The sequence below is a fragment of the Pseudaminobacter soli (ex Li et al. 2025) genome (genome assembly GCF_029892515.1).
In the GTDB taxonomy this organism is placed as follows: Bacteria; Pseudomonadota; Alphaproteobacteria; order Rhizobiales; family Rhizobiaceae; genus Pseudaminobacter; species Pseudaminobacter soli_A.
Map to the genome: position 1 here is coordinate 546,851 of NZ_JARXVF010000003.1, position 20,274 is coordinate 567,124.

The following is a 20,274-nucleotide window of genomic DNA, read 5'->3' on the forward strand; positions in this document are numbered from 1 at the left end:
TCAGCGGCCTGGATTCCCGAGAACTTCGTCCCTGAGCCAGGATTTCACGGCCGCCACGTCGGCGAGGATGTGCCGCGCCGACGTCTCAGCCTTGGGCCGAACCCTGATCGAGATGCCCTCCAGCCGGTTGACCAGTTCGAAGCCGCTTTCGTCGGACGTGTCGTCGCCGATAAAGATCGGCTGCCTGCCGGAGAACGGCTCCAGCTCGAGGAAACGGCGGATCGCAGCACTTTTCATGGCCTGCAAGGGAATGAGCTCGAGCCCCGCTTCGCCGACGACGACACGATATTCCTCCGACAGGCGCGGCAGGGCCAATTCCGCCGCCTTCTGCACAGCCGAAAGCGCGTCGGGCGCCGCCCTTGTGTGGATCGCCAGAACCGGCCCCTTGCGCTCGAAATAGACACCGGTTGTCGAGCCGAACTCCGCTTCCATCTCGGTTGCCAGCGCCGCGATGTCCGCGGGCTCCCTGGCTTCGACCACGGGGCCGTTCTGGAGTAGACGATGCTCCAGGCCGTAAAGGCCGGCAGCGCACAGCCTGAGCGGTGCAAACAGCTGATCAATCGCGCCGATCGAGCGGCCGCTGACGAAGGCCAGCGCCCCATCGAGACGGACGTCAAGGGCCGCCAGAAGATCCAGCAATTCCGCGTCGACCGATACCAAATCCGGGTGGTCTGCATGCTCCAGAAGCGTGCCGTCTATATCGAGGAAAAGAGCGTGTCTTCCGGGCTTAAGGCGCAGCGACGGGGAGCCTGATCCGGTCACCGCAGCGCTCCCTTTTTCTTCCCCATGAGAGGTACGACATTGCTTGCAGTCTCAGCCCGTGCGGCCGGTTCGGTGGCTTCATAGGCCTCGCTGCGCTTACGCAGACGTGCGGCATCCAGGAGCATGCTGCCGGCCCAGCGGTAGACATTGTTGCTGCGCACCACCTCGCGCATGCGGCGCATGCGATCCCGCTGCTCTTCTGCCGGCATGCTGAGGCCCCGCAGCAGAGCGTCGCTCACCGCGCTCGGATCATAGGGATTGACGATCAGTGCATCGAGAAGTTCTCGCGATGCGCCGGCAAAGGTGCTGAGGATCAGGACGCCTTGCTCGTCGTCGCGCGTCGCCACGAATTCCTTGGCGACGAGGTTCATGCCGTCGTGCAGGCTGCTGACCACGCAGATGTCGGCGGCGCGATAGACCCGGCAGATGTCTTCCTGGTTGTGATATTCGTCGAGCAGGATGATGGGCTTGTACCGGTCGTTGCCATAGCGCCGGTTGAAATCGTCGACGTAGTCGAGGCATTGGCGGTGCAGTTGCTGATAGGCGGCAAGGGTCCCGCGGCTGGGGGCGGCGATCTGTAGGAACACCAGTCGCCCAAGCCAGTCCGGATTCTTCTGGAAGAACTGGTCCAGCGCCATGAAGCGATCAACAATGCCCTTGGTGTAATCCAGTCGCTCGACGCCGGCGCACAACCGCGTGTCCTCGTCAAAACCGTACTTTTCGAATATCTGCCGGCGGCATTCGGATGCATTGGGCTGGTTCTTGAAGCCGACCGGAGGCCATTCGATCGAGATCGGGTAGGGGTGAACCAGTGTCGTGCTGCCGCGATAGGTGATCGAAGGGTCTTCCCGCTCGATGCGGCTCTCGAGAAAACGGTCGACGCTCTCGGTAAAGTTGTTGCAGTGGAACTGGATGTGGAAGCCGATGATCGAGCTGCCAAGCAGGCCGTCCAAAATCTTCTCGCGCCACGGGCAGATGCTGAACACCTCGGAGTTCGGCCAGGGGATGTGCCAGAAGGTGATGATGGTCGCCTCCGGCAGGCGCTGGCGGATCATCCGCGGCAGCAGCGCAAAATGGTAGTCCTGCACCAGCACGATCGGCCGCTCGTTCCGCGCTTCCTCCACCACGATATCGGCGAACTTCTGGTTCACCGCTTCGTACATCTCGAAATCGGAGGCGCGGAAGATCGGCCGCGTGAACGCTATGTGGCAGAGCGGCCATAGCCCGTCATTGGCAAAGCCGTAGTAATAGCCCTGCAGCTCCTCATCTTTCAGCCAGACCCGGCGCAGCATGTAGCTCGGCCGGTCCGGCGGCACCTGGATGCGGTCATTGTCGTCGACGGTCAAACGGTCGGCCGAACCGCCGCCATAGGCGATCCAGGTTCCTGAGCAGGTGCGGGTGACCGGTTCCAGTGCCGAAACCAGGCCGCTGGCCGGAACCAGGAGCTTCACCTTTCCATCCACGAGGTTGTGGATGTAGGGCTCGCGGTTGGAAACGACGATCACCTGCGCGTCAGGCAATTCGCTGGCCAGAAGCTGGCGCAGCGTTTCGGGCGACCAGTTGACGAGGACGTCGTCGGCTGCCCTGCCGTTCTTTTCGAACTCGTACAGCAGCTTGCAGGCCTGGTCGAGATTGGGTGGGTCGTTGGTGACCACGGGGGCTGTCCGGGTCGAGCGCAGCCGCCACCATAGAAACGCGGCCAGAACGACTGCCGAGACAGACATCAGAAGGCTGACGGCCAGGACCGCCAGCACATTGATGTCGAGGCTGAGCAGATTGGATTGGGCGTTCATCTCCTTCGTCCTCCTGGGCGGAAGAGCGTGCCGGCAGGATGATGTTGGCCCACAGGGGCAAGGCCGGCGCAGTCGAAGCGATCGGCCGATCCTCAGGGACCACCCGGAGGCTCGACGAAGCGCTATGTGACGATGGTTCCGAACGCCTCGCAGCCGCTAGGGTTCCGCAATTTTTGCAGGAGAGGGGAAGCTACGAGCGCATGATGACGGGCGCGGGGCTGTGGTCGTGCGTCTGAAGATCGGCGATGACCCGATCGCCGAAGCGCTGGAATGTCAGGTCGTACACCGACTGGCCGACGCGGAGATGGCGAACGGTGAGGCTGTCGATACCGATCGGCAGATATGACTGTTCGACCTGTACTTCGCCGCGCCAGCCATCGACCTGGACGCCCAGGCATGCCTGCAGGAGCATGAACACCGCACCCGAGGACCAGGCTTGCGGCAGGCAGGCTACCGGATAGGCAATCGGCGCCTCGCCGACCGCTCGCGGAAAACCGCAGAACAGCTCCGGCAACCGCATGTCGAAATGCACCGCCGCCTCGAAGGTGTTGCTCAGCAGGCGGACGACGTGATCACGATTGCCGTAGCGCGCCAGCCCGGCCGCGCAGATGGCCGTATCGTGGGGCCAGATCGAGCCGTTGTGGTACGACATCGGGTTGAAGAATATCTCGTCCTCGGCAAGCGTTCGAATGCCCCAGCCCGTATGGAACGGCGCCGACAAGAGCTGTTCGGCGACATGCTGCGCTCGTTCCGGCGAAGGCAGCCCGCAAGACAGCAGATGGCCGACATTCGAGGTCCGCACGCGGCATGGCTCGTTGTCGCCATCGATCGCCAGGGCATAGAACTTCCGGTCCTCCATCCAGAACCGGTTTTCGACCGCTTGCCGCATCTTCTCCGCGCGCGCTTTCCAAGCCTCCGCGCGCAAGACGTCGCCGCGCCTGCAGGCCAGGGACGCCAAGCGGCTATAGGCGGCATAGGCATAGCCCTGCACTTCCACCAGGGCGATCGGTCCCCTGGGAACGCGACCGTCCTCGTGAAAGACGGCGTCATAGCTGTCTTTCCAGCCCTGGTTGGTCAGGCCGGTATCGGCCGCGCGCTGATAGGTGATGAAGCCGTTCGGGTCGCGGTCAATAGCGCGGTCCATCCACCCTGCTGCGGCCTGGATCGACGGCCACAGCTGGTCGATGAAATCCATGTCGCCGGTTCGGTCGGCATAGGCGCAGGCGAGGTACACATAGAGCGGCGTGGTATCCACCCCGCCATAATATCGTCCGAAGGGCAGTTCCTTCAGGATGGTCATCTCGCCCTTGCGGGTCTCATGCATGATCTTGCCGGGCTCGGAGTCGCTGAAGGGCGAGGTTTCCTCAGCCTGATGCTGGGCAAGGAACGCAAGGACACCGCGCGTAAGCCTGGGATCGATCCAAAGCATCTGCAGGGCCGAGATGACGCCGTCACGCCCGAAGGCGGTGGAGAACCACGGAATGCCGGCATAGGGGTAGGGGCCCGTCGCAAGGTCGGTGGTGAGCAGCGCAATGTCGGCGCGGGCACGCGCTATCCAGTCGTTGAACACGCGACCGGAACTGTGGATCGTCGCGCCATGGCGCCGCTTCGAGCGCATCACGAAGCGGGCACGCGCCGCTGCCGCACGAAAACGCATTCGATTTGGGGACGTTGGGCCTCTTCCGACCTCGACGAACAATGTCTCGCGCACCCGCCTCGGCAGGCGGAGCACGAACTCGGCGTGGTTTCCCTTGAGATGCGTCGGAATTTGGGAAAACGAAATCGTCGCTTCCCGAACCACATCATCCAGGCCGTGGTAGCGCATGGTCACGCTGTCACCGTCCGGTTGCGCCTCGAAGGCGAGACCGCGACGGCTGCGCTGGGAGCCTCGCACTTCGAACATGTCGCGGAAGTCCGCTTCGAAGTGCAGCTTCAGCGGCAACACGACTTCGCTTTCGCCGTAGTTCGACAGCGCGATGCGCTCATACATCCGGTCGTTCCAGATCAGTCGCGTGCGCTCGATGTGGATGACACCCTGCCGGGTTCTCCCACCTTCGCCAGTCGGCAGCGGCAAGTTGGTGAGGTTCGTCCGGAACAGGACGTTGTCCTGGCTCAGCGATGCGCCAAGCAGTGACGGTGGCTGGTCGCCGATCGTGAGGCGGTAAAGCGAGAGTATCCTTGTGTCGTCAAGGAACAGGCCGTCGCCGCCGCCATGTATGTCGCCATAGGAGTCCGCGACGACGAAACAATCGCCGTGCTTGAGCGCATATTGGCGCGCCGGCTCCCTTGGCGCCACATCGTCCAACGACGCCAAGGCTACTGCAGGATCCAGTTGTCTTTCATCAAGCTGTGTCATGGCTACCTCCCCGAGCCTAACGCAGGATGAGGCCAAAATTGGACGCCGGACATGTTCGCGTCAGCTGGCAACCTGGCTTGCGGGGCTGTGGGACATGTCGATCAACCGCTCGTATACCCTCATATAGTCATTGGTCATGCGCGAAACCGAAAAGCGCCGTTCGAAGACGACGCGAACTCGGCCGCGGTCGAGTTCTTCTAGCTTCGCCACTGCCAGGACCGCGGCATCCACCGAGCTGACGATGAAGCCGGTCACGCCCTGGTCTACGACTTCGGGCAGGGCACCATTGTTCCAGGCGATGACGGGCGTGCCGCAAGCCATGGCCTCGATGGCGACCAGGCCGAAGGGTTCGGGCCAGTCGATGGGGAGGATCAGGGCCGCGGCATTGCCCAGGAATGCCTGCTTCTCGGCCTCGCCGATCTCGCCGAGATATTCGATCTGCTGGCCGTCTATCAGCGGTTCGACCGCCTCGTGGAAATAAGCGCGGTCATCATCGCCGATCTTGGCGGCTATCTTCAACCTCATGCCAGTGCGACGGGCGATTTCGATGGCGCGGTCCGGTCGCTTGTCGCGCGACAGCCGGCCGAGGAAGGCGAGGTAGCCTGCGTCGGCGCTCATCCTGTCCAGCGGACGGTAGAGATCGAGCGGCATGCCGTGGTGGATCGTGCCCACCCAGTTGGCCTCCTCGAGCGGCCGCCGTTGGCTGTGCGAGATCGAGATCATGGGAAAGCGCGGCCAGCGGCGATAGGCGGCCCGCAAATCCTTGTAGTCGAGGCGCCCGTGCGGCGTCGTGACGGTTCGCTCCGGCATGTGCTCGAAGAACGGGAAATGCAGGAAATGGCTGAGATGGAAATGCAGGATGTCGAACTCGGCCGAGCGGCGGCGGACTTCATCCAGCATGGAATAATGGGCGGCGGTGGCCGACTTCAGCGGGTAAGGGTCAAGCCGCAGGGCTTGATCGCGTACCGCGGCCAGGCGCGCGCTCGTTCTCGAGTCGGCGCTGGAGAACAGGGTGATGTCGTGCCCCATCCGCACCAGCTCATCGACGAGATAGCAGATGATGCGCTCGGTTCCGCCATAGAATTTCGGGGGCACGGATTCGTAGAGCGGAGCGATGTGGGCAATCCTCATGAATGCATTCCGGTAAACATCAACAGGCGTGCAACGCTCCAGCCAAGCGCTTGTTGCATCGGAAATTTTTCAACGCGCCAGATTTTCAGTCCCCGCGCCGAAGGCGGCGTGATGGGGAAATCCCCGTCAGGACTATGCCGCTTCGCTGCGATGAAATACCTGACACCCTCGACGTCAAATCCTGATCAGTTCTTGTAGTATTTAATTGATGGCTGTCGGGTTAATTGGTGTTCTGTTTCAAATAAAAATATAATGCGATGGAATTATACCCATCAAGCAATGGCGTTTATCCTGATTTGTTATTGCGCCGTCCGTTGTTAAAAATACTGATGCGATACTTTGAATGAAATTTGAGTTTCGCGGAAACCGAGAAATATTTTTCGACGGGTCACTTCAGTGAAAGGAACGGGATATGAAGAAGCTTCTTTCGACAGCCATCGTGCTGTTTGCAACGACGGCGCTTGCCATCGCAGGGGGCAATATGGGTGGTGGCGGCAGCGGCAATGGCAACGGAAACGGCAATGGCAATTCCGGGAGCAACAACGGCAACGGCAACGGTAATCATAATACCGGGTCGAACAACGGAAACGGCAACGGCAACAACAACTCCGGAAACAACAACGGTGGCGGCAACGGAAACAACAACTCCGGAAACGGCAACGGAAACAACAACGGAAACGGCAATTCCGGATCCAACAACGGAAATGGGAACGGCAACAACAACTCGGGCAACAACAACGGAAATGGCAATGGCAACGGCAACATTGCCCACCACCATCACCATCATCACAAGAACCATAAGTCCGACGACTGATGCCGATTTGTGAATAGGCGGGTCGCCGGCGCTCGGTGGCGTCGGCCCGCGTTAATGATTTTTTGACTGAGGGCTACCATAGTCCGGCGTCTACGGTTGTGTAATGAGTACCGTGGCGGTCAACCGCCCAGGCAATAGCCCGCCATCCCCCAAGGGATTGGCGGGCTTCTGGTTTTTTGGGGCGCAATTGACGCGCGCCGTGGTAGGCCGCTGCCCTGCTTAAGCCCCGAACGTTTCCTGAAATATCGCGACTAGCGAAGGCTTCGTTCCATCGAAGCGCCCGTTGCACTAGTTTCGGGCTTTCGCGGCAGAAACGAGCGATTCGATGGAACGGACAGTTTATGTGAACGGCGATTACGTCCCCGAGCGTGAAGCTAAGATATCGGTTTTCGACAGGGGCTTTCTGTTCGCCGACGGCGTCTATGAGGTCACCTCGGTGCTGAACGGCAAGCTGGTCGATTTCGCCGGCCATATTCGCCGGCTGCGCCGCTCACTGGACGAGCTTCAAATGCGCATGCCGTGCTCCGAGGAGGAGCTGCTGCAAATCCACCGCAGGCTGGTGGAATTGAACGCAGTCACTGAAGGCATGGTCTATATGCAGATCACGCGCGGCGCTGCCGATCGCGATTTCGCCTATCCGGAATCGGCCACGCCGACGTTGGTTCTGTTCACGCAGGCCCGCCCCGTCATCGCAAACCCGGTGGCTGCGCGGGGCGCGCGCGTCGTGACCGTCGAGGATCTGCGCTGGGGCAGACGCGACATCAAGACGGTGCAGCTCCTCTATCCGTCCATGGCCAAGATGATCGCCAAGGGGCAGGGCGTCGACGATGCCTGGCTGGTGCAGGACGGCAAGATCACCGAGGGCACTTCCAACAACGCCTATATCGTCACCCAGGACGGCACGATCGTGACGCGTGAGTTGTCGCACGACATCCTTCCCGGCATCACGCGTGCGGCGGTGCTGAACTGCGTGCGCGAGCTGCAGATGAAGGTTGAGGAGCGAGCCTTCTCAGTCGAGGAAGCGCTCGCCGCACGCGAGGCCTTCACGACCTCGGCGACCGGCTTTGTCTGCCCGGTGGTGGAGATCGATGGAACTGTGTTGGGCGATGGCAAACCGGGCCCCGTGGCGCAGCGACTGCGCCAGATCTACATCGAGGAAAGCCTCAAAAGCGCGATTTGAAGGCTATGCCTCCGGTATCGGGAAAATAATCCGCGGCGCTATCGATTTTCACAGATAGCGCCCGAGCTCCTTGCCAAGTTTCAGGAAGCGCAGCGGGTTCACGGCTTCGCCGTTTTGGCGAACCTCGTAGTGAAGATGCGGCCCGGTCGAGCGCCCTGTGGTGCCTACTTCGCCGACGACTTCGCCAAGCGAGACTTTTTGGCCTTCCTTGACGTCAATCCGGCTGAGATGGGCATAGCGCGTGGAAAAGCCAAAACCGTGGTCGATCTCGACCATGCGCCCATAGCCTCCATTCCATCCAGCCTTCACGACTGTCCCGGGCGCGGTTGCGCGTGCGGCGGAACCCGAGGGAGCGCGAAAGTCCATGCCTGAGTGCAGGGCAGGCGTGCCGAGAATAGGGTCCGGGCGCACGCCGAAAGTGCTGGAAACCGGACGTCCAGGAGCGGGGTTGGCGATCGGTAGGCGCCGCGCCGTCTCCTTCATCTTGTCCAGCCGATCCAGGCTCTCGTCGAGTTCCTGGACCCTGGCGTCGAACATGTTCGGATTTTCGATGGCAATCAGCGGGCCGCCGACATCGCTCTTGCCGTAGTCTGAATCGACCTGCACGCCTGAGGACTCTAACGCTTCGGAAATGGCGTCGGCCGTCTGGTAGGCATTTTCGGTCAACGAGTTTATGCGTGCCAGCTGCTCGCTTTCGATCGCCTTCAGCGATTGTTTTATCGAGGCGAAGAGCTTGTCGGCGTGATCGGCCGCCGTCTCGCTTGCCTGCGGGCTTTTGAGCAAAGACCAGAAGGCGCTGGATTTCGCAGGAGCTGGGGCAGCGAAGGCGGATGCCATGCTTGGCGCTGTCGTGCCGTCGTCGCTCAGGCTTGCACGGATTTCCGGTTTGACGTCGGTCGACGATGCCGCGCTTGGTTGTGGCGTTTCGGCTGCGGCGGCACGATCGAGCAGCGGGGCAAGGCGACCATGACGACTGCTGAGCTGCAATTGTTGCTGAAGCAGTTCGCCGACCTTGGTCTCGACGAGCTGTTGATCGAGCAACTGCCGGCTGGTGATGCGATCGACCTGCGCGCGCAAAGCGGAGATGCGGTCTTCATAGGCCTGCTGCAAGCGCGCCTGGCGCGCTGCCATCGCGCCAATGAGATCGTCGCGCAGGACCAGATAGGACGTCGCAAGCAGATAGCCGATGACGATAGTCGCCAGCGCCGAGCCCAGAAATGCCAATATCCAGGGGCGCACGGTGAAGTGCCTGATATCATCGCCGCGGGCGATGATGACGGTGTGTGGTTCCTTGCGCCTGCCGAAAACAGTCGTCTGACCAGAGTGTTTCACGGAATCGAACTTTCACAGCGAAGCAACGACCCGATTACACATTGTTAGGGTTAACAAAGCTTTGCCTTGCCGGCGGTTGCCCTGTGACATTCGAAGGGAGAGAGAAGCGGCACAAACAAAATGCCCGCCAAACACAGTGGCGGGCATGCCGTGAAGGGAGCAAAGATGCGCCGGGCCAGGCTACAGCGCGCGGGCGGCATCCAGAACTTGCTGGGCGTGGCCGGGGACCTTCACCTTGCGCCAGATCCGGGCGATCCGGCCATCGGATCCGATCAGGAAGGTGCTGCGCTCGACGCCCATATATTTGCGGCCGTACATGCTCTTTTCGACCCAGACGCCATAGTCTTCGTGCGTCTTTCGCTCTTCATCAGCAACCAGATCCACATCCAAGTCATGTTTGGCCTTGAATTTGTCATGGCTCTTTATACTGTCGGGGGAAATACCGACCACGACTGTATCGGCCTTCTCGAACTCTGCCTTTAGTGCAGAAAAATCAATCGCTTCAGCCGTGCATCCGCTTGTGTCGTCCTTGGGGTAGAAGTACAGCGCGACCTTGCGTCCGTTAAGGCTGGAAAGCGACAACGCGCCGCCCCCGTCGCGCGGAAGATCGAAATCTGGAGCCTTCTGTCCGGTCTCGAGTTCGGTCATATGAATGCCCTTGTTTAAGGTTACGCGCGAAGCGCCAGAGATATAATGTTGTTCGCGGATTCGTCCACGGCTGAATGATGCAACCGGAGTCCGTGTGGGCCACGAACTACCCAAACACGAGAAGATACGTTTTCGACGTGACGAGATCGCAGATCTTGGCGCCTGTCCATCGGCAATAAAGCATCATTTCACCAGCCGGCATAAGCGCTTGGGGCGACGTGCCGGAAAGATGGCGCTTTGGACGTTGATCGCCTCGGCGACGGTGATAGGGCTGGTTGCCGTGCTGCTCTATGTGGTCGGCCTTTCCGGGATCGGCACTGGTCCTTTGCGCGGTGAAGCCGAACGGGCGATTTCCGCATTTGCCGGCGTCGATGTTGCTGCCTCCCTGGGGCCTGCCAGCCTGTCGATCGACGGCTCGCGGCTTGTCGCGCTCGGCGTGAACGATGTCAGCATCAAGACCAAGCAGGGAATGCCCATCGTGGAAGCGGGCAACGTCCGCTTCGGCCTTCGCTTCCTGCCGCTCCTGAGCGGCAATGTGCGGCTTGGCAGCGTGAAGATTTCGGATGCCCGGATCAATGCCGGCGCAATGCCTTTGGCCGCACAAGGCGACTGGACGACCATTCTCCGCAACGATCGCGGCCTGATCGATCCGGACCGGATGACGAAGGCAATCTTTGCCGAGGTCCACCGCGCCTTCGATGCATTGCAGATCGGCTCCACCCGGCAGATCGAACTGGAAAAGGTGGAGTTCGTCCTTCCCGAGGGCGGACATGTGCGCGTCGTGCGTATCGACTACGCGCAGTTCAAGGCTGTCGGGCGGGACGAGCTGATCTTCTCTGCGGACCTCGATATCGATGGCCGCCAACTGCAGCTTGCGGGGACTTCGTCGCGCGATGAGGTCTCCAAGCGCATCAGCGCCCTCCAGATCACGGCCAATAGCGCAAGCGAGGAGGCCTCGTGGCCGGCGACGAGGGTGCCGCAGCAAGGCGCAAATTCGCTGGGCGATCTTGATCTGGAGATTGCCGGACAGGAAGGGATTGGCACGGACGCCGACACGCTGACTGCGTCGCTCGCCCTTGGCAATTCCACGATCGACCTGGGCAAGGAGGGAACATTCGAAGGCGGCCTCGATCTCCATGCCACATTGCTGGCCGGTTCCGACAAGCTCGAGATCGACCGGCTGCGCGTGAAGAGCGGCCGGAGCAATCTCGAATTCAACGGTGCGGTCGGCCCGCGCCCAGCGAGCGGAGAGCCCGGCGACAAGCCAGTCTATCGCTATGAACTCGTCAGCAGCCGCACCACGGCCGCGCCAGTCGATTCACCCGAGCCGGCGCTCGATTTCCTTGCGCGGATCAACGGCACTTTTGACGGCGACAGCAAGCTGTTGGCCGCCAATGAGATCGCGATCAACAGCGGCGCGGGCGAAGCAGCCGGAGAGGCGTCGCTCGATCTGAGCGGTGGCACGCCGGGCATATCCCTGGCGCTCAACGTGCACGACATGCCGGTTTCGCACGTCAAACAGCTCTGGCCCTGGTTTGCCGCCAAAGGCGCGCGGCACTGGGTGATGGACCACGTGTTCGGCGGACGGGTTGTCGACGGCAGGATCGACTTCAATGTCCCGCCCGACAGGCTCGGCAACGGCATCTCGCTGACGGCCGACGAAGTGTCGGGGCGCTTTCAGGTGGAGGGCGCACGCTTCGACACGACGGGCGTCATTCCGCCTGTTCGCGATGCTATCGGCAACGTCGAGTTCCGTGGCAACGACGTCGACATCTCCCTGTCCTCGGGAACCGTCTTCCTGACCAGCGGTCGCAGCGTTGAAGCCAGCAACGGAAAGCTGCGGATTGAGCACGCCAACCGGCCCCCGCTGATCGGCATGCTGGACATGAATGTTGCGGGAGATGCCGACGCCATCACCGAACTGGCAACCTACGAGCCGATCAACGCGATGCGCTTCGTGGGCATGAAGCCTGAGGAATTCAGGGGCAAGGTTACCGGCAACGTCAAGGCCGACATTCCCCTGCAAAAGGGCATAGACACCGGTCGTCTCGACTGGCGTGTCGTGCTCGACTACGAGGGGTTGTCGCTGGCCAGGCCGTTCGACAACCAGAAAATCACCGATGCCAATGGCAGCATCACGATCGAGCCGAATAAGGCGGTGATCGACGCTGCGGCCAAGCTCAACGGCGTGCCGGCCGAAATCGCGATGGTCGAGCCGCTGGGCAAGGACGGTCCGGCGCGCCAGCGCAAGATCCAGCTTTCGCTCGACGAGAAGGCGCGCGCGACACTCGCACCGGGGCTGTCGTCGCTGATTTCGGGCACGATGAAGGTCAATCTCGACGCCGGTGGTGCGGACGGCAAGCAGAAGGTGAGCGCCGACCTGACCAACGTTCAGCTCGACGTGCCGTGGGCAGGCTGGACGAAGGGGCCGGGCATTCCGGCAAATCTCAGCTTCTCGCTGGAGAAGTCGAAGGATGTTTCCACCCTTTCGGATTTCAAGCTCGAAGGCAAATCCTTCACCATTGGTGGCACGGTGACACTGGCCAACGGCAACCTGTCGTCTGCGCGTTTCGACACCGTCCAGCTCAATCGTGACGACGACGTCGCGGTCGCGATCAAGCGGATGGGGAAGGGCTATCAGGTGGACATCATCGGCAACGCGCTCGATGCGCGTCCGCTGATCAAGCAATTCACCTCAGGTGTCGGCGAGGGCGACAAGCCCAACAGCAGCAGCACCCCCGTTTCCGTCAATTTGGACGTCAAGTCGCTTGCCGGATTCGGCGGCGAGCAGCTTTCCAACGTTCTGCTCAGCTATAGCGGCGCAAGCTCCAAGATCGAGGGGCTGCGTATCACCGCGACCACGGGGGGCGGCGGCGCAGTATCGGTGACCAATTCATCCGATGGCGGTCAGCACAGCCTGCAGATGCAGTCGTCCGACGCCGGCTCGCTGCTCCGCTTCCTCAACATCTACGACCATATGCAGGGCGGCGCCATCAAGCTGGCCCTGTCCGACAATGGCGGTGGGCCGATGCGCGGCAAGGTCGATGCCAGTGATTTCTGGGTCGCCAACGAGCCCAAGCTGGCCTCCATCGTTTCGACCACACCGCCCGGCGACAAGCGTAGCCTGAATGAGGCCGTCAAGAGCGAGATCGACACCTCGCGTGTCCAGTTCGAGCGTGGCTCGGCGCAGATCGAGAAGGGGCCCGGCTATCTGAAGATCGGCAATGGCGTGTTGCGCGGCCCGCTGATCGGCACGACCTTCCAGGGCACGCTCTATGACGAGTACGGCAACATGTCGATGACGGGCACCTTCATGCCGGCCTATGGCCTGAACCGGATTTTCGGCGAAATCCCGATCGTCGGCGCCATTCTCGGCAATGGCCGCGATCGCGGCTTGATCGGCGTGACCTACAAGCTCAACGGCAATGCGAAGACGCCGAATTTGCAGATCAACCCGCTGTCTGTGATCGCGCCGGGCATTTTCCGCTCGATCTTCGAGTTCCAGTAGGTCGGCGAACCGCCCGATCCGGCAGCAAAACCTAAGAATAGAAAAGCCCGCCGATGCGATGCGCCGGCGGGCTTTTTATGTGTCTGGCTATCCGGTTGGGCGTCAGGCAGGTCGGATTAGAATGTGCTTCTTCTTGCCGAGCGAGAGCTTGACCACGCCATCGGCGGTCAGGTCGGCGGTCGTCACCAGGCGACGCTCATCCGAGGTCTGTTCGTCGTTGAGGCGCACGGCACCGCCCTGTACGTGGCGGCGGGCTTCGCCGTTGGAGGCGGCAAGGCCGGCGGTGACGAAGAGCGACAGCAGGCCGATGCCGGCCTGGAGTTCGTCCTTGCCGATCTCGACGGTCGGCAGCGTGTCGGCGAATGCGCCTTCCTCGAACGTCTTGCGCGCGGTTTCGGCCGCCTGCTCGGCGGCCTCGCGGCCGTGCAGCATCGCCGCCACCTCGGTGGCAAGCACCTTCTTGGCGTCGTTGATCTCCGAGCCGCCGAGCTTGCCTAGCCGCGCGATCTCGTCCATCGGCAGGGTGGTGTAGAGCTTCAGGAAGCGCTCGACGTCGGCGTCTTCCGTGTTGCGCCAGTACTGCCAGAAGTCATAGGCCGAGAGCATGTCGGCGTTCAGCCAAACGGCGCCGTTCAGCGACTTGCCCATCTTCGCGCCCGACGAGGTCGTCAGCAGCGGCGAGGTCAGCGCGTAGAGCTGCGGCGTGCCCATGCGATGGCCGAGGTCGATGCCGTTGACGATGTTGCCCCACTGGTCGGAGCCGCCCATCTGCAACCGCACGCCGTAGCGCTTGTTGAGCTCCACGAAGTCGTAGGCCTGCAGGATCATGTAGTTGAATTCGAGGAACGACAGCGAGTGCTCGCGGTCGAGGCGCAGCTTGACCGAATCGAAGCTCAGCATGCGATTGACCGAAAAATACTGGCCGACATCGCGCAGGAATTCGAGATAGTTCAGCGGGCGCAGCCAGTCGGCATTGTTGACCATCAGCGCGTCGCGCGAGCCCTCGCCGAAGGTCAGGTAGTTCGAGAAGACCTTCTTGATGCTGTCGATGTTCGACTGGATCGTATCGACCGTCATCAGCTTGCGGGCCTCGTCCTTGAAGGACGGGTCGCCCACCATGCCGGTGCCGCCGCCCATCAGAGCGACGGGCTGGTGCCCGGTCTGCTGCATCCAATAGAGCATCATGATCTGGATCAGGCCGCCTGCATGCAGGCTCGGCGCCGTCGGGTCGAAGCCGATATAGGCCGAAACCGTTTCCGTCGCGAAAAGCTTGTCGAGGCCGGTGTCATCAGAGGTCTGATGGACGAAACCGCGCTCGGAAAGGATGCGCAGGAAGTCGGATTTGAAGGCGGACATATCTTTCTTTTCCCGAGACAGAAGCCACGCATTTCGAGAAGGCGCGGCAAGACAGCTGCCGTTTAGCACCCGGCAGCTGAGAATCACAAGAACAGGCAGCCAAAAGAGGGCTTATTGCCGTGCTTATAGGTCGATGAATTAAGCGATGGGCGAGAAATTTCGGGGGTTACCCGTTTTCGAGCCCGCCATAGGAGCGAACCAGCTTCGCCATCTCCTCAGCCTCGGCCGAGTCCTCGGCATCGAGCCCTTCAGCCACACCGGCACGATCGGCGATGGGGCGATTCTGGCTGACCTTCCACTTGCCGGAAATTTCTGCGATTTCGATTTCGAAGCCGATGATGCCTTTGAGCTGCGACTGGACGTAACTCTCGGGCGCGTCGGTCACCGCCCATGGCACCGCGCGCTCAGCTTCGTGGGTGGCCGTCAGTTCCGACACTTGGCCCGCGAGCCAGGTGGCATCGTCGATCACGCGCGCCCGGCCGCGCACCTGAACCATCGCGTAGTTCCAGGTCGGCACGACTTTGCCGGTCTCGCGCTTGGTCTCGTACCAGGAGGGCGTCACATAGGTGTCGACGCCCTGGAAGACGACCAGAACCTGCGCGTCCGGGTTTTCGGCGATCTGGCGCCATTGCCCGTTGGCCTTGGCCATATGCGCCCGCAGCCTGCCGTTGGGCGCAATCTCCGCATCCAGCAAAAACGGCACGGCGTTGGCCGTGATGCCAGCTTCCGCGCCGTTGGAGATGAGCAGACCGAGCGGATGCGCGCGGATGAGGGCGTGCAGCACGTCCAGCCGCGTCTCGATGAAATGAGGGGGCTGGTACATGGCTGCTGTTCCTCTTGAGTGTTACCGGAGACGCTTCGGGCGCGGATCGGCCAGCTCGCCCGCCAGACGGCGGTCGAGATAGTCGGCGCATTCCTCGATCAGCAGCTCGCTGTGATTGGCGAAGAAGTGGTTGGCGCCCGAAAGGGTCCTCTGGGTGATGGTAATGCCCTTCTGCGTGTGCAGCTTGTCGACCAGGCCTTGCACATCCTTCGGCGGGGCCACCTTGTCGGCGTCGCCATGGATGATGAGGCCGGACGACGGGCAGGGCGCCAGGAACGAGAAGTCATAGGTGTTGGGCTGCGGCGCGACCGAGATGAAACCCTCGATCTCCGGGCGGCGCATCAGAAGCTGCATGCCGATCCAGGCGCCGAAGGAATAGCCCGCGACCCAGCACGACTTGGAATCAGGATGCAGGGCCTGGATCCAGTCGAGCGCGGCGGCCGCATCCGAGAGCTCGCCCGTGCCGTGGTCGAACTCGCCCTGGCTGCGGCCGATGCCGCGGAAATTGAAGCGCAGGGTGGTGAAATTCCGCTTCTGGAACATATAGAAGAGGTCGTAGACGATCTTGTTGTTCATCGTGCCGCCGAACTGGGGGTGCGGGTGCAGGATGATGGCGATCGGCGCATTCTTCTCTGTCGACGGCTGATAGCGGCCTTCCAGACGACCCGCCGGACCGGCGAAAATGACCTCAGGCATTTATAACTCCACTTGACTCGCGCAAAACTTGACTGCCATTCGAAACAATTCTCGTTGCTAGCCTTGACGCGCGGTAGGCGCCTTCCTACAAGCTAGTTTAGAACTGTTCAAAACTCGTTGGCACGCCACGAGTTTGGCAAAGCGGCTAAATAGGACGTCTGGCCTTGTAATTTCAAGGAAATAACGTTTAAGCCGCCCGAATATGAGCTAAGAGGACAAATCGAGCCCAAATGGCCGCCTCCCGCGCCTATCTCGATTATAACGCAAGCGCTCCGTTGCTGCCTTCAGCGCGCGAGGCGATGCTTGCCGCGCTGGATTCCTCGGCCAACGCTTCCTCCGTTCACAGCGAGGGCCGCGCAGCGCGCCGCCTCATTGAAACCGCCCGCCGGGACGTGGCCGCATTGGTCAATGGCAAGGCGGAGCATGTGGTCTTAACCTCGGGCGCGACCGAAGCCGCGACGACGCTGCTCACTGCCGACTGGCAGATGGGGCGATCGCCGCTCCGCATGGGCAAAGTCTATGTCAGTGCCGCCGATCATCCCTGCGTGCTGAATGGCGGCCGCTTCGGAGCAGGGAGCACGGTGCAGATCGGCGTGAACGCCGATGGCGTCGTCGATCTCGACGCTCTCGCTGCAGCCTTGGCTGCGCACGACAAGGCCGATGGCCTGCCGCTGGTGGCGATCCATGCCGCCAACAACGAAACCGGCGTCGTCCAGCCGCTCGAGGAGATCGGCCGGGTCGTGAAAGCGGCAGGCGGCGTCTTCGTGGCAGATGCGGTGCAGGCGGCAGGGCGCATTCCGCTCGATATTTCAGCCGGTTATGTCGACTATCTGATCCTGTCGTCGCACAAGATCGGCGGCCCACAGGGCGCTGGCGCCTTCGTGGCCTGTTCGGACCTGATGATGCCCAAGCCGCTCATCATCGGCGGCGGCCAGGAAAAGGGTTTTAGGGCCGGCACGGAAAATCTCGCCGCGATCGCCGGGTTCGGCGCTGCGGCGGCACAGGCACTGGCGGCACTTGGGCGCATGGATGAGGTTCGGGCATTGCGCGACGAGATCGAGACTTCGATCCAGACGCTGGCGCCGGATGCGGAAATCTTTGGGCGAAGGGTCGAGCGCCTTGCCAATACGATTTTCTTCGCTATTCCCGGCATCAAGTCGGAAACGGCGCAGATCGCGTTCGACCTCGCTGGCGTTGCCCTTTCGGCGGGTTCGGCCTGCTCGTCGGGCAAGGTCGGTCCCAGCCATGTGCTGAAGGCGATGGGGCATGACAGGCCGGAGGGAGCGCTGCGCGTGTCCATCGGTCCGGCCACCACGGGAGCCGAGATCGCGCAATTTACAGCGGCGCTGTCGGGCCTTCTGGCCCGGCGTGCCGAAAAGCCGCAAGCCGCGTAAGTGGCTTGCAAACCGGTCCTTGGACCAAGAAGTCGGTGTGCCTTGGGGGCGCCTGCGGCGCTTTCGGCGGGTGAATTCCCGGCCAAGGTACACTATATGGAACTTACGCCGCACCGCGGTGCCATAGTTTGAAAACTGCCGGACCTTGACTCCGGCGTGGATGGAGAACGCTGATGCCTGCTGTGCAGGAGACCATCGAGCAGGTCCGCAAGATCGATGTGGACCAGTACAAGTACGGATTCGAGACCGAAATTGAGACGGACAAGGCCCCCAAGGGCCTGGACGAAGACATCATCCGTTTCATTTCCGCCAAGAAGAACGAACCGGAATGGATGCTCGAATGGCGTCTTGGCGCCTTCCGCCGCTGGCTGACGCTCGAAGAGCCCAACTGGGCGCGCGTCGAATATCCCAAGATCGACTTCCAGGACATCCACTACTACGCAGCCCCGAAGAACCAGTCGGGCCCCAAGTCGCTGGACGAGGTCGATCCGGAACTGCTCAAGGTCTATGAGAAGCTCGGCATCCCGCTGAAGGAGCAGGAGATTCTCGCAGGCGTGCAGAAGGAGCAGCCAGGCGAGTTCGAGGAAGCGGGCGACAATGTCTACAAGTCGGGCCGCGTCGCGGTCGACGCCGTCTTCGACTCCGTCTCGGTTGTCACCACCTTCAAGGAAGAGCTGGCCAAGGCCGGCGTCATCTTCTGCTCGATCTCCGAAGCCATCCGCGAGCATCCGGAGCTGGTGAAGAAGTATCTCGGCACGGTCGTGCCGACGACGGATAATTTCTACGCCACGCTGAATTCGGCGGTGTTCACCGACGGCTCGTTCGTGTTCGTGCCGAAGGGCGTTCGCTGCCCGATGGAGCTTTCCACGTACTTCCGCATCAACGAGAAGAACACCGGCCAGTTCGAGCGCACGCTGATCATCGCCGAGGAAGGAGCCTACGTCTCCTATCTCGAGGGTTGCACCGCGCCGCAGCGCGACGAGAACCAGCTTCATGCCGCCGTGGTCGAGCTGATCGCGCTGGACGACGCCGAGATCAAGTATTCCACTGTACAGAACTGGTACCCGGGCGACGCCCAGGGCAAGGGCGGCATCTACAACTTCGTCACCAAGCGCGGCGACTGCCGTGGCGCGCGTTCGAAAATCTCCTGGACGCAGGTGGAGACGGGTTCCGCGATCACCTGGAAATATCCGAGCTGCATTCTGCGCGGCGATGATAGCCAGGGCGAATTCTATTCGATCGCGGTTTCGAACGGCTACCAGCAGGTCGATTCCGGCACCAAGATGATCCATCTCGGCAAGAACACCAAAAGCCGGATCATCTCCAAGGGCATCGCTGCCGGCTTCTCGCAGAATACCTATCGCGGCCAGGTCTCGGCACACCGCAAGGCCACCAATGCGCGCAACTTCACCAACTGCGACTCGCTGCTGATCGGCGACCAGTGCGGCGCACACACGGTGCCGTACATGGAGGCCAAGAACTCGACGGCCAAGTTCGAGCACGAGGCGACCACGTCCAAGATTTCGGATGACCAGAAGTTTTATGTCATGCAGCGCGGCATTCCTGAGGAAGAGGCGATCGCGCTGATCGTCAACGGCTTCGTCAAGGAAGTCATCCAGGAGCTGCCGATGGAGTTCGCCGTCGAGGCGCAGAAGCTCATCGGCATTAGCCTCGAGGGATCGGTCGGCTGACCGGATTTGGAATTCAGGAAAAGAAAAAATGCTTGAAATCAAGAACCTGCATGCCCGCGTTGCCGAAACCGGCGTCGAGATCATCCGTGGGCTGAACCTCACCGTTAAGGACGGTGAGGTTGCCGCCATCATGGGCCCGAACGGTTCGGGCAAGTCGACCCTTTCCTATGTGCTCGCGGGCCGCGAGGACTATGAGGTGACCGAGGGCGAGATCCTTTATAACGGCCAGTCGATCCTCGAGATGGATCCGGCCGAACGCGCTGCTTCGGGCATCTTCCTCGCCTTCCAGTATCCGATGGAGATACCGGGCGTGGCGACCATGGAATTCCTGAAGGTGGCGATGAATGCCCAGCGCAAGGCGCGTGGCGAAGACCCGCTTTCGATCCCCGAGCTCATGAAGCGCGTGAAGCACGCTGCCGGTGAGCTCAGCATGGACCTTGCCATGCTGAAGCGCCCGCTCAATGTCGGCTTCTCCGGCGGCGAGAAGAAGCGCGCCGAAATCCTCCAGATGAAGCTTCTGGAGCCAAAGCTCTGCGTGCTCGACGAGACCGATTCCGGCCTCGACATCGATGCGCTGAAGATCGTGGCCGATGGCGTGAACCAGCTGCGTTCGCCGGACCGCTCGATCGTGGTCATCACCCACTACCAGCGCCTGCTCGACTACATCGTGCCGGACGCGGTGCATGTGCTCTACAAGGGCCAGGTCATCAAGTCGGGCGACAAGTCGCTGGCCTATGAGCTGGAAGAAAACGGCTATGCCGGGATCATCGAAGAGGCCGCGTGAGGGGAG

The 20,274-nt window shown here is 61.6% G+C and carries 15 protein-coding genes; 5 read left to right on the top strand and 10 right to left on the bottom strand.

Annotation, left to right across the window (positions count from 1 at the left end):
* From otsB to M2281_RS17070, 5 genes are all read right to left on the bottom strand, one after another.
* Positions 1–762 carry a trehalose-phosphatase gene (gene otsB / locus M2281_RS17050; protein WP_280822362.1) on the bottom strand — a complete coding sequence of 254 codons (762 nt, stop codon included), beginning with the start codon at positions 760–762 and terminating at the stop codon, positions 1–3.
* Positions 759–2,555, bottom strand: a complete 1,797-nt coding sequence (locus M2281_RS17055) for an alpha,alpha-trehalose-phosphate synthase (UDP-forming) (RefSeq protein ID WP_280822363.1) — start codon at positions 2,553–2,555, stop codon at positions 759–761. Before M2281_RS17055 ends, otsB begins: the two co-directional genes overlap by 4 nt.
* A gap of 190 nt (positions 2,556–2,745) precedes the next feature.
* The gene (locus tag M2281_RS17060) at positions 2,746–4,911 is read right to left on the bottom strand and encodes an amylo-alpha-1,6-glucosidase (protein WP_280822364.1); all 2,166 of its coding nucleotides are present in this window, start codon (positions 4,909–4,911) and stop codon (positions 2,746–2,748) included.
* 60 nt (positions 4,912–4,971) lie between these two features.
* The gene (locus tag M2281_RS17065) at positions 4,972–6,042 is read right to left on the bottom strand and encodes a glycosyltransferase family 4 protein (RefSeq protein WP_280822365.1); all 1,071 of its coding nucleotides are present in this window, start codon (positions 6,040–6,042) and stop codon (positions 4,972–4,974) included.
* A gap of 388 nt (positions 6,043–6,430) precedes the next feature.
* Complete coding sequence (locus M2281_RS17070) at positions 6,431–6,829, bottom strand: hypothetical protein (protein WP_280822366.1); 399 nt, start codon at positions 6,827–6,829, stop codon at positions 6,431–6,433.
* Positions 6,830–7,181: 352 nt separating this feature from the next.
* Here M2281_RS17070 and M2281_RS17075 point away from each other — a divergent pair, with 352 nt between their 5' ends.
* Positions 7,182–8,036: a D-amino-acid transaminase gene (locus M2281_RS17075; RefSeq protein ID WP_280822367.1), complete on the top strand. Its 855-nt coding sequence runs from the start codon at positions 7,182–7,184 to the stop codon at positions 8,034–8,036.
* A 48-nt stretch (positions 8,037–8,084) separates the two neighbouring features.
* On the opposite strand, the gene M2281_RS17080 is transcribed toward M2281_RS17075, so the two are convergent.
* Together M2281_RS17080 and M2281_RS17085 are read right to left on the bottom strand one after the other, a co-directional pair.
* The gene (locus tag M2281_RS17080) at positions 8,085–9,368 is read right to left on the bottom strand and encodes a M23 family metallopeptidase (protein WP_280822368.1); all 1,284 of its coding nucleotides are present in this window, start codon (positions 9,366–9,368) and stop codon (positions 8,085–8,087) included.
* Positions 9,369–9,548: 180 nt separating this feature from the next.
* Complete coding sequence (locus tag M2281_RS17085; RefSeq protein ID WP_280822369.1) at positions 9,549–10,016, bottom strand: peroxiredoxin; 468 nt, start codon at positions 10,014–10,016, stop codon at positions 9,549–9,551.
* A 229-nt stretch (positions 10,017–10,245) separates the two neighbouring features.
* Between M2281_RS17085 and M2281_RS17090 the strand changes: the two genes are divergently transcribed.
* Positions 10,246–13,524: a DUF3971 domain-containing protein gene (locus M2281_RS17090; RefSeq protein WP_342394263.1), complete on the top strand. Its 3,279-nt coding sequence runs from the start codon at positions 10,246–10,248 to the stop codon at positions 13,522–13,524.
* A gap of 102 nt (positions 13,525–13,626) precedes the next feature.
* Here M2281_RS17090 and tyrS read toward each other — a convergent pair whose 3' ends face one another.
* The 3 genes from tyrS to M2281_RS17105 form a co-directional block, all read right to left on the bottom strand.
* Positions 13,627–14,880, bottom strand: coding sequence for a tyrosine--tRNA ligase (tyrS, locus tag M2281_RS17095; protein WP_280822371.1), 1,254 nt, complete (start codon positions 14,878–14,880; stop codon positions 13,627–13,629).
* Between the two features lie 166 nt (positions 14,881–15,046).
* Positions 15,047–15,703, bottom strand: coding sequence for an FMN-binding negative transcriptional regulator (locus M2281_RS17100; RefSeq protein ID WP_280822372.1), 657 nt, complete (start codon positions 15,701–15,703; stop codon positions 15,047–15,049).
* 21 nt (positions 15,704–15,724) lie between these two features.
* Entirely contained in the window at positions 15,725–16,399 is a 675-nt protein-coding gene (locus tag M2281_RS17105) for an alpha/beta hydrolase (protein WP_280822373.1), read from the bottom strand.
* A gap of 230 nt (positions 16,400–16,629) precedes the next feature.
* On the opposite strand from M2281_RS17105, the gene M2281_RS17110 reads away from it, so the two are divergent.
* From M2281_RS17110 to sufC, 3 genes are all read left to right on the top strand, one after another.
* Complete coding sequence (locus tag M2281_RS17110; protein ID WP_280822374.1) at positions 16,630–17,793, top strand: cysteine desulfurase family protein; 1,164 nt, start codon at positions 16,630–16,632, stop codon at positions 17,791–17,793.
* Positions 17,794–17,966: 173 nt separating this feature from the next.
* On the top strand, positions 17,967–19,484 hold the full coding sequence (gene sufB / locus M2281_RS17115; RefSeq protein WP_280822375.1) for a Fe-S cluster assembly protein SufB: 1,518 nt from the start codon (positions 17,967–17,969) through the stop codon (positions 19,482–19,484).
* A gap of 28 nt (positions 19,485–19,512) precedes the next feature.
* Complete coding sequence (sufC, locus tag M2281_RS17120) at positions 19,513–20,268, top strand: Fe-S cluster assembly ATPase SufC (RefSeq protein WP_280822376.1); 756 nt, start codon at positions 19,513–19,515, stop codon at positions 20,266–20,268.
* The last annotated feature ends 6 nt before the right edge of the window (positions 20,269–20,274 follow it).